Genomic DNA, 12,712 nt, shown 5'->3' with positions numbered 1-12,712 from the left:
AAATGCATACTATATGAAAAGGCTGTTAAGAATGAATAGTGGAATACTTATGATTAATAAGTAATTAATCCAATATAAATGATTATCTACATTGACAAACTTAAGAGAATTCTATTATATTTAATCATATAATACATTAAATCAATGACGGAACAAGTACGTTACAGTCCATTTATAGAGAGAAGCTTCCATATGGCTGAAAGAAGCTTTAAATGAAGGGTAACAGAAAGCTAATCCTGAGAGCAGCTAATCACTGCCGTCTTGCCACGTTACGGCACCATGAGGTGATGAATTGATTGTTATTGTAATCAATTCATAATTAGGGTGGTATCGCGAGTTAACTCTCGTCCCTTTTATAGGGACGGGAGTTTTTTATATTTAAGGAGGAAAATACAATGAAACAACTAACAGGCGCACAAATTCGTCAAATGTTTTTAGACTTTTTCCAAGAAAAAGGACATGCAGTAGAACCTAGTGCATCACTAGTTCCGCATGAAGATCCATCTCTGTTATGGATTAACAGTGGTGTAGCGACATTAAAAAAATATTTTGATGGACGTGTAATCCCGCAAAATCCACGTATTACAAATGCCCAAAAATCAATTCGTACAAACGATATTGAAAACGTAGGGAAAACAGCTCGCCACCATACATTCTTTGAAATGTTAGGAAACTTCTCAATCGGTGATTACTTTAAAGAAGAAGCAATTACTTGGGCTTGGGAATTCTTAACGAGCGACAAATGGATCGGATTCGATAAAGAATTACTATCAGTTACAATCCATCCAGAAGATGAAGAAGCATTCACAATTTGGAATGAGAAAATGGGCGTTCCAAAAGAGCGTATTATCCGCTTAGAAGAAAACTTCTGGGATATCGGTGAAGGCCCAAGTGGACCGAATACAGAGATTTTCTATGACCGCGGAGAAGCTTACGGTAATGACTTTAGTGACCCAGAATTATATCCAGGCGGAGAAAACGAACGTTACTTAGAAGTATGGAACCTTGTATTCTCTCAATTTAACCATAATCCAGACGGTTCATATACACCACTTCCTAAGAAAAACATTGATACAGGGATGGGTCTAGAGCGTATGACATCTATCGTTCAAGATGTGCCTACAAACTTTGATACAGACCTATTCATGCCGATGATTGGTGCAACAGAAACAATTTCTGGTGAAAAATATCGTAATGGCGATTTAGAAAAAGATATGGCATTCAAAGTAATTGCTGACCATATCCGTACAGTAACATTCGCTGTTGGTGACGGTGCTCTTCCATCTAACGAAGGCCGTGGTTATGTATTACGTCGTTTATTACGCCGCGCTGTTCGTTATTCGAAGAAATTAAACATCAACCGTCCATTTATGTTTGAATTAGTACCGGTTGTTGGAGAAGTAATGAAAGACTTCTATCCAGAAGTACTTGAAAAGAAAGATTTCATTGCGAAAGTTGTGAAGAACGAAGAAGAGCGTTTCCATGAAACACTTCATGATGGTGAAGCGATTTTAGCTGAAGTAATTGCAAAAGCAAAAGAAGAAAAAACAACTGTTATTTCTGGAGTAGATGCGTTCCGTCTATATGACACATACGGTTTCCCAATTGAATTAACAGAAGAATATGCAGAAGAAGCTGGCATGACAGTTGATCATGAAGGTTTTGAAAATGAAATGGAAAAACAACGTGAGCGTGCACGTGCTGCTCGTCAAGACGTTGATTCTATGCAAGTTCAAGGTGGTGTCCTTGGAGAAATTAAAGTAGCGAGCGAATTCGTTGGTTACGGTACAGTTGCAGCAGAAAGTAACGTTGTTGCACTTGTGAAAAACGGCGAATACACAGACAGCTTACAAGCTGGTGAAGAAGGACAGTTAATTCTTGATGTAACACCATTCTATGCTGAGAGCGGTGGACAAATTGCAGACCGTGGTTACCTTCTTGCAGATGGTGTGAAAGTTCTTGTAAAAGACGTACAAAAAGCACCAAACGGCCAAAACTTGCATAAAGTTGTTGTTGAAGAAGGAACATTAACGAAAGATGCGGCTGTAAAAGCTATTATCGATACGAAAAATCGTAGTAGCGTTGTAAAAAATCATACAGCAACTCATTTACTACACCAAGCATTAAAAGACGTACTTGGAACACACGTTAACCAAGCAGGTTCTCTTGTAACTTCTGAACGTCTACGCTTTGACTTCTCTCACTTCGGTCAAGTACAAGCTGACGAATTAGAAAAAATTGAGCGTATGGTAAACGAGAAAATTTGGGAAAGTATTGATGTTGAGATTTCTCAAAAAGCAATTGAAGAAGCGAAAGAAATGGGCGCAATGGCATTATTCGGTGAAAAATACGGAGATGTTGTACGCGTTGTACAAGTTGGCGATTACAGCTTAGAGCTTTGTGGTGGTTGTCACGTTGATAATACAGCTTCTATCGGTATTTTCAAAATCGTTGCTGAATCTGGTATCGGTGCAGGAACTCGTCGTATTGAAGCAGTAACTGGTAAGTCTGCATACGAATTAATGAACGATCAAGTAGGTTTATTAAAAGAAGCAGCAGGAAAAATGAAAACAAATCCGAAAGATATTTTAACAAGAGTTGATGGTCTATTTGCTGAAGTGAAACAACTGCAAAAAGAAAATGAATCTCTTGCTGCGAAATTAAGCAATATCGAAGCTGGAAACTTAACTGATTCTGTAATGACAGTTGATGGGGTGAATGTATTAGCAGCGAAAGTAAATGTTGCAGATATGAACAACTTACGTACGATGATGGATGACTTGAAAAATAAATTAGAGTCAGCAGTTGTTGTATTAGCGTCTGTTAATGACGATAAAGTAAACATCCTAGCAGGTGTAACGAAAGACTTAATTAGCCAAGGTTACCATGCTGGTAAACTTGTGAAAGAAGTAGCTTCTCGTTGCGGCGGTGGCGGTGGCGGCCGTCCTGATATGGCACAAGCAGGGGGTAAAAACCCAGCTCAAGTCGAAGAAGCTTTAGCATTTGTACAAGAGTACGTTAAATCTGTTTCAAAATAAAGAGATAGTAGTGTACAATGGTAGGGAGAGGAGAAGTTCTTCTCCCTATACTTACTATATAAGTGAGGTGCTTGAAATGGACGGTTTTGATAAAACAATGAAGTTTAGCATTCAAGATGAAAAACAGAGTGTCCATGTAAATGATGTACTTTTAACTGTGTATGATGCACTTCAAGAAAAAGGCTATAATCCGATTAACCAAATCGTCGGTTATTTATTAAGTGGAGACCCAGCATACATACCTCGCCATAAAGATGCACGTAGCATCATTCGCAAGCTTGAACGTGATGAGTTAATTGAAGAGCTTGTGAAGTCTTACTTGAAACATCATCGTGAGGAGTAGTTTATGCGGATATTAGGTTTAGATGTAGGTACAAAAACAGTCGGAGTTGCAATTAGCGACGAAATGGGCTGGACAGCACAAGGATTAGAAACAATTAAGATTAACGAAGAACGAGGTCACTTTGGTTTTGATCGTATTTCTGAGTTAGTAAAGCAGTACAATGTGGACAAGATAGTAGTAGGTTTACCTAAAAATATGAATGGTACAATTGGCCCGCGTGGTGAAGCGTGCCAACAATTTGCAGAAAACCTACGAGAGCTGTTACAATTAGACGTTGTAATGTGGGACGAGCGTTTGTCAACAATGGCAGCGGAACGTCTGCTCATTTCAGCCGATGTAAGCCGTAAGAAGCGAAAGCAAGTAATTGATAAGATGGCTGCAGTCGTAATCTTACAAGGATTTTTAGATAGTAAATAAGAGGTGACCAAAATGGAAGAAAATCAAATTACAATTGTAGACGAAAAAGGTAACGAACATTTATGTGAAATTATTTTCACTTTTGACGCGGAAAAATTTGGAAAAAAATCATACGTAGTCTTCTATCCAATCGGTGAAGTAGACGAAGATGGAGACCAAATTTATGATGCAATGGCTTATGAGCAAAATGAAGAAGAGGGCGGAACTTTACTTCCAATCGAATCTGAAGAAGAGTGGGAAATGGTACAAGAAATGTTCAACACTCTAGCTGATGAGCAAGAAGCTGAATAATAAGTACTGAAAAGATGGACGACATACAGTCCATCTTTTTTTTGTATTTATATGTAAAATGAAAGATTTTTTGTCGAAACTGTGTAAGTCTTTGTAGTATAATGAGACGGATTGTAGAAAAATAAAGTGTCAATTAAAAAAGATAAGTGAATTTTTTGCGTTTTTACATCGTGCTGTATAGAAAGGTGTACATACGGTCTACAATTAAGTAAGGAGGAAATGTTTTGATAGAGAATCAAGTGAAAAAGAAGCGTAGACGTATCTTTTTATTTTCGATTATTGCACTGCTTTTAGTTTGTGGTTCAGTCTATGCGTATATTTCATCCGCATTAGGACCAGTTGATAGCGGGAATAAAAAAGAGATTGAAGTAGAAATTCCGAAAGGATCATCTACAAGTAAAATTGGAGAAATTTTAGAAGAAAAAGGTGCTGTGAAAAACGGTACAGTTTTTAGTTTTTATACAAAGGCTAAATCGAAAAGTTTACAAGCAGGTACATATCTATTAAACCCTTCAATGAGTGCTGAAGATGTGATCGAACAAATGTCATCTGGCAATGTGCATCGTCCAGCTCTTTATAAAGTGACGATTAAAGAAGGGGCGCAAGTAACTGAAATTGCAGAAACGATTGCGACAGAACTAAAGTGGAATAAAGATGATGTTACGCGTCAATTAAACGATAAAGCATTTATTCAAAAAATGCAGCAAAAGTATCCGAAGTTATTAACGGATAAAATCTTTGATAGCAATATTAAATACCCATTAGAAGGTTATTTATATCCTGCAACGTATTCGTTTTATAAGAAAGATACGACGTTAGAAGAAATTGTAATTCTAATGCTTGAGAAAACAAATGCAATCATTGTTCAAAATGAGGCGACAATGAAAGCGAAGAATTGGGATGTTCATCAGCTTTTAACATTATCTTCACTTATTGAAGAAGAGGCAACTGGTTTTACAGATCGTCAAAAGATCTCTAGTGTCTTTTATAATCGTTTAGCAAAAGGTATGCCGCTTCAAACGGATCCAACGGTATTATATGCACTTGGAAAGCATAAACAACGTGTATTATACGAAGATTTAAAGGTCAACTCACCGTACAATACGTATGTTGTAAAAGGATTGCCGGTAGGGCCAATCGCAAACTCTGGTAAACATTCAGTAGAAGCTGCGTTAGAACCTGCGCAAACAGATTATTATTATTTCTTAGCTGCACCAAGTGGTGAAGTGTACTATGCGAAAACATTAGAAGAGCATAATGCATTAAAGCAAAAATACATTACGAAAAAACAGTGAAATGGGGAGGGATAGCGAAAAAAGTCGCACATCCCTCTTTTTTGTGGTAAAATATATCGGGTTAAAAACTGGCAGAAGAATCGTTTTTAATATCAAAACGGGACGTACAAGCTAAGGGTAAAGCTGGCTTGTATTTTTATTGCATTCTATGTGTGAAAAGACGTCATAGAGGCACTTCTCCATGTAAATAAGGAGGACCATTTATGGAGGATGCAGTTAACGAGTACCTATTATCATTTATTGATCCGAAAGATAAATTAATTCTTGAAATGGAAGAATATGCAACAGAAAATCATGTGCCGATTATGGATCGACTTGGAATGGAATTTATGCTGCAATTTTTACGTTTAATTGGACCGAAAAGCATTTTAGAACTTGGAACAGCAATCGGTTATTCTAGTATTCGTATGATGCAAGCTATTCCAAATTCACGTATTGTGACAGTTGAGCGCAATCGTGAGCGATATGAAAAAGCACTTGAATATATAGAACGTTCCCCAGTAACAGATCGTATTTCAGTTATTTACGGTGATGCGTTAGAGACAGGTGAACAAGTAAAAGAACACGGGACATTTGGCGTTATTTTTATTGATGCAGCAAAAGGACAGTATCGTCGCTTTTTTGACTTATATGAACCGTTATTAAATCCTGGTGGCGTAATTATTTCAGATAATGTTATGTACCACGGTCTTGTAACGACAAAAGAGAAAATTGAAAACAGACGTACACGTGGTTTAATCCGTCGTATTAAGACGTACAATGAGTGGCTTATGAACCATGAAGGATATGATACAACGATTTTCCCAATTGGTGATGGAGTAGCTGTTAGTAAAAAGAGAGGGTGACCAAGGTATGAAGAAACCTGAATTGTTAGTAACGCCAAGAGCGGTGGCGGATATCGAACAACTTGCGAAAGCAGGAGCAGATGCGGTAATGATCGGTGAGCAAAAGTTTGGTTTACGTTTAGCAGGGGAGTTTTCACGTGAAGATGTAAAACAAGCTGTGAAGATTGCACATGAAAATGGTGTGAAAGTATACGTAGCCATGAACGCTATGTTCCACAACGATAAAGTAGAAGAATTAATAGATTACGTTTCATTTTTAAACGAAGTAAATGTAGATGCAATTGTTTTCGGAGATCCAGCGGTATTAATGGCTGTTCGTGAAGTAGCACCAAATATGCAGTTGCACTGGAATACAGAAACGACAGCAACAAACTGGTTCACTTGTAATTACTGGGGACAAAGAGGATCAAAGCGTGCTATATTAGCTCGTGAGCTTAGCTTAGATGAAATTGTTGATTTAAAAGAAAATGCTGAAGTGGAACTGGAAGTACAAATTCACGGTATGACTTGTATGTTCCAATCGAAGCGTTCATTAGTAGGAAACTACTTTGAGTATCAAGGACGTAATCTTGACATTGAAAAGAAAAAATATGAAGAGAATATGTTCTTATATGACCCAGAGCGTAACAATAAATATCCAATTTATGAAGATGAAAATGGTACTCACATTATGAGTCCGAACGACATTTGTTTCATCGATGAATTAGAGGAACTAATCGATGCTGAAGTTGATAGCTTAAAAATCGACGGTGTACTAAAAAGCTCTGAATACATTATTGAAGTAACGAAGAAATATCGTCAAGCGATTGATTTATGCGTAGAAGATCGTGATGCATATTATGACGTGAAAGATGATCTATATAAAGAAATAGAAGAAATGCAACCAGTAAATCGTCCGTTAGATACAGGATTCTTCTTTAAAGAAACGGTTTACTAAACGAGGAGGGTGTAGGAAATGACTGTACAAGAAATTTCACGAGTGATCGATGGCAAACGTGTTATTGTGAAGAAACCTGAACTGTTAATCCCTGCGGGTAACTTAGAAAAATTAAAAGTAGCTATCCATTACGGGGCAGATGCTGTATATTTAGGTGGACAAGAATTTGGTCTTCGTTCGAATGCAGGTAACTTTACGCTAGAAGAAATGGCAGAAGGCGTTGAGTTTGCAAAGAAGTATGGAGCAAAAATATACGTAACAACAAATATCTTTGCACATAATGAAAATATGGACGGGCTAGAGGAATATTTAAAAGGGATTGAAAAAGCTGGCGTAACGGGAATTATCGTTGCTGATCCACTTATCATTGAGACTTGTAAACGCGTAGCGCCTTTTGTTGAGGTGCATTTAAGCACACAGCAATCACTATCCAACTGGAAAGCAGCACAGTATTGGAAAGAAGAAGGTTTACATCGCCTTGTATTAGCTCGTGAAGCAAGCTATGAAGAAATGAAAGAAATTAAAGAAAAAGTGGATATTGAAATTGAAGCATTCGTCCATGGTGCAATGTGTATCGCATATTCAGGAAGATGTACATTAAGTAACCATATGACAGCGCGTGATTCTAATCGTGGTGGTTGTTGCCAATCTTGCCGCTGGGATTATGATTTAGTTCAAACAGTATCACAACATAAAGATGCAAAAGAGCTTCCTCTATTCCAAGAAGGAGATGCTCACTTTGCGATGAGTCCAAAAGATTTAAATTTAATTTTATCAATTCCAAAAATGATTGAAATCGGAATCGATAGCTTAAAGGTAGAAGGACGTATGAAATCAATCCATTACGTAGCGACTGTAGCAACTGTATATCGTAAAGTAATTGATGCGTATTGTGCGGATCCAGATAACTTTGAGTTTAAACAAGAATGGTTAGATGAGCTTGATAAATGTGCAAATCGTGATACAGCTCCTGCATTCTTTGAAGGGGTTCCAGGACATCAAGAGCAAATGTTTGGAAATCATAGTAAGAAAACAACGTATGATTTTGCTGGTTTAGTGTTAGATTATAATGAAGAAACGGGCATCGTAACGATTGAGCAACGTAATCATTTCAAACCAGGACATGAAGTGGAGTTCTTTGGACCAGAAATAGAAAACTTTACGCAAACGGTGGAGAAAATTTGGGATGAGGATGGAAACGAATTAGATGCAGCGAGACATCCGTTGCAAATCGTGAAATTCAAAGTGGATCAACGAGTGTATGTGAATAATATGATGCGCAAAAGCATACTTCAATAAGAAAGAGTGATAGTCGAATGGGGACGAATAAGCCTATTGTAATTGGAATTGCTGGTGGTTCGGGATCAGGTAAAACGAGTGTAACGAAAGCGATTTTTGACCATTTTAAAGGTCATTCTATTTTAATCTTAGAGCAAGATTATTATTACAAAGATCAAAGCCATTTACCAATGGAAGAGCGTTTAAAAACAAATTATGATCATCCGCTTGCGTTTGATAATGATCTGTTAATTGAACATTTGCAGCAGTTGCTTGCATATGAGCAAATTGATAAGCCTGTATATGACTATACATTGCATACGCGTTCAGAAGAAATTATTCCGGTTGAGCCGAAAGATGTAATTATTTTAGAAGGAATTCTTATTTTAGAAGACCCACGTCTTTGCGAGTTAATGGACATTAAATTATTCGTTGATACGGATGCTGACCTTCGTATTCTGCGCCGCATGCAACGTGATATTAAAGAGCGCGGTCGTACGATGGATTCAGTTATTGATCAGTACGTAAATGTTGTACGTCCAATGCACAATCAATTTATTGAGCCTTCTAAGAAATTTGCGGATATTATTATCCCTGAAGGTGGACAAAACCACGTTGCAATTGATATTATGGTGACAAAAATTGCAACAATTCTTGAACAAAAAGTAAATTTGTAATAGCATAGTAAAAGATATACGGTAGGAAGGGATTTTTTCCCTTCCTATCGAATACAATGAAACATGCAACCTCATCTATATATAGGTGAGGGCATATTTATATCAACTTTCCATACATATCTTCTTTATATAAAGAAGAATTGGAAATACGGGGTTGTATGTGACAACCCCGCTAGTGCAAGGGTACTAGAAACCTCCGCTAACAATGGAAGCGGAGGAGTTTTCATATGGAACTCCTCTTTTTTTCGGGGGATTGGTATATAAAAGGAGTGGAAAATATGTCAACAGAAAAAACATACCCTATGACGCAAGAGGGTAAGCAAAAACTAGAGAACGAACTTGAGCAATTAAAAACAGTAAGACGTAAAGAAGTAGTAGAACGTATTAAAATCGCACGTAGCTTCGGGGATCTTTCTGAGAACTCTGAGTACGATGCAGCGAAAGATGAGCAAGCGTTCGTAGAAGGACGTATTACACAATTAGAAAATATGATTCGTAACGCAGTTATCATTAAAGATACTGGCGAAGTATCTACTGTTGTTACATTAGGTAAAACAGTAACATTTAAAGAATTACCAAACGGAGATGAAGAAGCGTATACAATCGTAGGTAGCGCGGAAGCTGATCCATTCGAAGGAAGAATTTCTAACGATTCTCCAATCGCAAAAAGCTTATTAGGTAAGCAAATTGGTGAGAAAGTAACAATCCAAACACCAGGCGGAGAAATGCAAGTAGAGATTGTCTCTGTAAAATAAAAAAAAGATTCTCCTATCGGGAGAATCTTTTTTTTATCCCGCTATTTGCCAGACAGTAAGACCACCATCTCAAAATTCAGCGGAAGCAAAGAAGTTAGGTGGGCATCGGACTGCTCGTAAACGCCCGCTTGGTGAGGGCTAATTAAAGTTTCTTTTTATCTGTAGAATAGAAAAATTTGTGTAAACCTTAGAGTGATTCGACAAAAAATGTCAAAAAAACATTTTAAGCTTTGATATCATAATTAGAGACCATAGTTTTTAAAAGGGAAAAGGGGCTAATTATGAAACATAAAATCTTTACAGGATTGGTTTGTAGTATCTCTATATTAGGACTTGCTGCATGCGGAACGAATGAAGAAACTACATCATCAAAGGGAGAAAAAGTAAAGCAAGAAGAAAAAAAGGATATTAAAGCAACTGAGAGTTCAAAAGCCTTAGAAAATCCACAAGATAAAAAGGAATTTAATGATTTTGATGTAGCGTATCAATTAGCAATTGTCATGAAAATATTTCAAGATGTAACGATTAAGTATGATTACGCAATTGGGAATCCAGATTATTTATTGCGAGATTCGATGGATCAAAAAACAATAGATGATATGAAGAATATGTTACAAGAACAGGCGAAGAATAATGATAAAATTTTAAAAGATGAAGTGAATCAAGCATATACATATTTAAAACAATCGAAAGTAAGTAATAAAGATGATATTCAAAAAATAATAGATGCACAAAATAATTATTTACATATTGTAGATAAGATGATTACTTGTATTGATTCTGTAACAGTTGAGAATGCAAAAGAAAAAAGAAATGAAATGGATAATCTTAGTAAGGATTATTTAAAAATAGCGGCTAATGTAACAACCACTGTAATTGAAGTTGCTAAAAACACTGGAGTGAATGAAACTGAATTTAGATCGCTTCTTATGAAATTTTTAGAGAAGCCAAAGAAACAATAATAGCCTTATATAATATCTGTTTTTGTTTTGGAGATTGTATAAATAAAATAGTACCTCGTCTAAACTACAATAGACGAGGTGTTTTTTATGAAAATAAAACGGAGAATTACAATTGTTTTAGTTTGTTTTATGTGCGTTATGTTTGTATTGCTTTGTCGTTTAATCCAAATTCAAATTATAGATACAGAATCATTTACTGATCGCAAAATAAATTTAATTGAAAAAAGTGTTACGCAACGCACACAATCCATTACAGTAGACGATGGACGTGGGCAGTTTATAGATCGTAATGGTAAAAAAATAGGTGAGGAAAAATATCCTGTTTTAATTATTTTTCCATTTTTACAAATAAAAAATGACATGTTAGAGAAAATCGCGCATATCATTGGTGTGTCGAGACAAGAGATTAGAAGACAAATGAAAAATAATAAAAATGCATTTACACTACAAGGAGAAACTGCTCCATTTCGAGTGACACGAGAGCAGATGGAGAAGGTAAATGAATTACATGTATTAGGTATTGTAGCAGCTGAAGTGCGATTAAAACAAACTGGAGAGATAAATCATTTAATTGGTGATGTAGGGGAGAACGAAAGGGAGTTTCAAAAGCGATATGGAGAATTGAAAAGAATCTCAAAACAAACGCCGATAGGTATTTCAGGATTACAGCAATCATTTGATGAATTTCTATTGACTGATGGAGAGGCAAAAGTATTATATCAAGTAGATCGGCAAGGAGAACCAATTTTCGGAAAGCAAGCGAAATACACTTCACCAGGAAATCCATTTTATCCAGTTAGGATTCAAACTACTTTACATAAAGAGTTGCAGCAAAAAGCAGAAGAAGTGATTGAAGCGAACGAAATAAAGAAGGGGGGACTAGTATTACTAGATGTAAAGACAAATGAAATATTAGCGATGGCTAGTAAGCCGTCTTTACAAGTAAGGGATGAGAATTTATATAAAACTACACTTGAAAATCAAATGTTAACGCCACATTTTCCAGGCTCTGTTTTTAAAACAGTAGTTGCAGCTGCAGTCATTGATCAAAAAGTAAATTTGTTTAATCGGACATTTAACTGTAATAAAGATTTATATGGTGAAAACGACCCGCAAGTTAGGATGGGTACACTTAACTTTAAAGAGAGCTTTGCTAGGAGTTGTAACAGGACATTTTCCGAGTTAGGTAACGAGCTATTACAAAAGGATAAGACGGTGCTAGAAACATACGTAGCAGCTTTAGGAGCAAATGAAAAGGTTGGATGGAAAGGTTCTGTATTTCATACACCTCATTTTGAGCAAATGCCAGAAGAAAAGGGTACTACTATTTGGGGGAATGAAGAAAATAAAAATAGTAAAAAAGCGGTAGAACAAACAGCAATTGGACAGAAAGATGTACGTATATCACCTCTAGCAATTGCAAATATGATGGCGACGATTGCGAGGAATGGAGAAAAGATGGAAGTGAAAGCAGTTGAAAAAATAGTATATAAAAATGGAGCGGATTTTTTTACATTTGAGAGCCATACGTTAAATGGAAAACAGCTTTCGTATGAAACAGTGAAAACATTACAAGAGTTATTAAGAGGCGTTGTAACAAGGGAGAAAGGAACAGGAACGGCATTCCGTTCGTTGCCACTAAGTGTCGCTGGAAAATCCGGGACAGCGCAAACAGGGAAAGGGACGAGGGTGAATCGCTGGTTTGCAGGTTATTTTCCGTATGAGAATCCAAGATATGCTTTAGTTGTTGTTGATCTAGAGACTGATAGCAAAGTGAATAAAGTTACACCTATTTTTAAAGATATGGTAGGAGCAATCTATCAATTGGAGAATGAAAAGTAATCTTGCAATTTATAGTGAAATGTCTTCATTTC

General features: G+C 36.5%; 12 protein-coding genes and 1 other annotated feature. All 12 genes read left to right on the top strand.

The annotated features are described in order from the left end of the window. Nucleotides 1-135: 135 nt before the first annotated feature. Nucleotides 136-355: a binding site (T-box leader), on the top strand. Between the two features lie 40 nt (nucleotides 356-395). Beyond that, nucleotides 396-3,038 (top strand): alanine--tRNA ligase, encoded by a 2,643-nt coding sequence (alaS, locus tag MR169_RS02090; RefSeq protein ID WP_000811820.1) that lies wholly within the window; start codon nucleotides 396-398, stop codon nucleotides 3,036-3,038. A gap of 76 nt (nucleotides 3,039-3,114) precedes the next feature. Beyond that, entirely contained in the window at nucleotides 3,115-3,381 is a 267-nt protein-coding gene (locus MR169_RS02085; RefSeq protein WP_000348590.1) for an IreB family regulatory phosphoprotein, read from the top strand. 3 nt (nucleotides 3,382-3,384) lie between these two features. After that, nucleotides 3,385-3,798, top strand: coding sequence for a Holliday junction resolvase RuvX (gene ruvX, locus MR169_RS02080; protein WP_001221193.1), 414 nt, complete (start codon nucleotides 3,385-3,387; stop codon nucleotides 3,796-3,798). 12 nt (nucleotides 3,799-3,810) lie between these two features. Continuing rightward, nucleotides 3,811-4,089 carry a DUF1292 domain-containing protein gene (locus tag MR169_RS02075; protein WP_242318819.1) on the top strand — a complete coding sequence of 93 codons (279 nt, stop codon included), beginning with the start codon at nucleotides 3,811-3,813 and terminating at the stop codon, nucleotides 4,087-4,089. 224 nt (nucleotides 4,090-4,313) lie between these two features. After that, nucleotides 4,314-5,384, top strand: coding sequence for an endolytic transglycosylase MltG (mltG, locus tag MR169_RS02070; protein WP_242318818.1), 1,071 nt, complete (start codon nucleotides 4,314-4,316; stop codon nucleotides 5,382-5,384). A 203-nt stretch (nucleotides 5,385-5,587) separates the two neighbouring features. Next, on the top strand, nucleotides 5,588-6,229 hold the full coding sequence (locus tag MR169_RS02065; protein WP_242318817.1) for an O-methyltransferase: 642 nt from the start codon (nucleotides 5,588-5,590) through the stop codon (nucleotides 6,227-6,229). A 7-nt stretch (nucleotides 6,230-6,236) separates the two neighbouring features. Further along, nucleotides 6,237-7,166, top strand: a complete 930-nt coding sequence (locus MR169_RS02060; RefSeq protein ID WP_242318816.1) for a peptidase U32 family protein — start codon at nucleotides 6,237-6,239, stop codon at nucleotides 7,164-7,166. A gap of 18 nt (nucleotides 7,167-7,184) precedes the next feature. After that, complete coding sequence (locus MR169_RS02055; RefSeq protein WP_242318815.1) at nucleotides 7,185-8,465, top strand: peptidase U32 family protein; 1,281 nt, start codon at nucleotides 7,185-7,187, stop codon at nucleotides 8,463-8,465. A 17-nt stretch (nucleotides 8,466-8,482) separates the two neighbouring features. Further along, entirely contained in the window at nucleotides 8,483-9,121 is a 639-nt protein-coding gene (gene udk / locus MR169_RS02050; RefSeq protein WP_242318814.1) for a uridine kinase, read from the top strand. A gap of 278 nt (nucleotides 9,122-9,399) precedes the next feature. Further along, nucleotides 9,400-9,876, top strand: coding sequence for a transcription elongation factor GreA (greA, locus tag MR169_RS02045; protein WP_000102591.1), 477 nt, complete (start codon nucleotides 9,400-9,402; stop codon nucleotides 9,874-9,876). Between the two features lie 281 nt (nucleotides 9,877-10,157). Next, nucleotides 10,158-10,838, top strand: coding sequence for a hypothetical protein (locus tag MR169_RS02040; protein ID WP_000680878.1), 681 nt, complete (start codon nucleotides 10,158-10,160; stop codon nucleotides 10,836-10,838). An 87-nt stretch (nucleotides 10,839-10,925) separates the two neighbouring features. Continuing rightward, nucleotides 10,926-12,680 (top strand): peptidoglycan D,D-transpeptidase FtsI family protein, encoded by a 1,755-nt coding sequence (locus MR169_RS02035; RefSeq protein ID WP_242318813.1) that lies wholly within the window; start codon nucleotides 10,926-10,928, stop codon nucleotides 12,678-12,680. Nucleotides 12,681-12,712: the final 32 nt, after the last annotated feature.

Origin of the sequence: Bacillus cereus group sp. BfR-BA-01349, from assembly GCF_022663795.1 — a bacterium.
In the GTDB taxonomy this organism is placed as follows: domain Bacteria; phylum Bacillota; class Bacilli; order Bacillales; family Bacillaceae_G; genus Bacillus_A; species Bacillus_A cereus.
This window is presented reverse-complemented; position numbering and strand designations above follow the sequence as displayed.

Bases quoted from the DNA above. Each gene is read 5' to 3' on its own strand.
- MR169_RS02085 (WP_000348590.1), top strand. From the start codon at position 3,115: ATGGACGGTTTTGATAAAACAATGAAGTTTAGCATTCAAGATGAAAAA.
- MR169_RS02035 (WP_242318813.1), top strand. From the start codon at position 10,926: ATGAAAATAAAACGGAGAATTACAATTGTTTTAGTTTGTTTTATGTGC.
- MR169_RS02065 (WP_242318817.1), top strand. From the start codon at position 5,588: ATGGAGGATGCAGTTAACGAGTACCTATTATCATTTATTGATCCGAAA.
- alaS (WP_000811820.1), top strand. From the start codon at position 396: ATGAAACAACTAACAGGCGCACAAATTCGTCAAATGTTTTTAGACTTT.
- greA (WP_000102591.1), top strand. From the start codon at position 9,400: ATGTCAACAGAAAAAACATACCCTATGACGCAAGAGGGTAAGCAAAAA.
- ruvX (WP_001221193.1), top strand. From the start codon at position 3,385: ATGCGGATATTAGGTTTAGATGTAGGTACAAAAACAGTCGGAGTTGCA.
- MR169_RS02060 (WP_242318816.1), top strand. From the start codon at position 6,237: ATGAAGAAACCTGAATTGTTAGTAACGCCAAGAGCGGTGGCGGATATC.
- MR169_RS02055 (WP_242318815.1), top strand. From the start codon at position 7,185: ATGACTGTACAAGAAATTTCACGAGTGATCGATGGCAAACGTGTTATT.
- MR169_RS02075 (WP_242318819.1), top strand. From the start codon at position 3,811: ATGGAAGAAAATCAAATTACAATTGTAGACGAAAAAGGTAACGAACAT.
- udk (WP_242318814.1), top strand. From the start codon at position 8,483: ATGGGGACGAATAAGCCTATTGTAATTGGAATTGCTGGTGGTTCGGGA.
- MR169_RS02040 (WP_000680878.1), top strand. From the start codon at position 10,158: ATGAAACATAAAATCTTTACAGGATTGGTTTGTAGTATCTCTATATTA.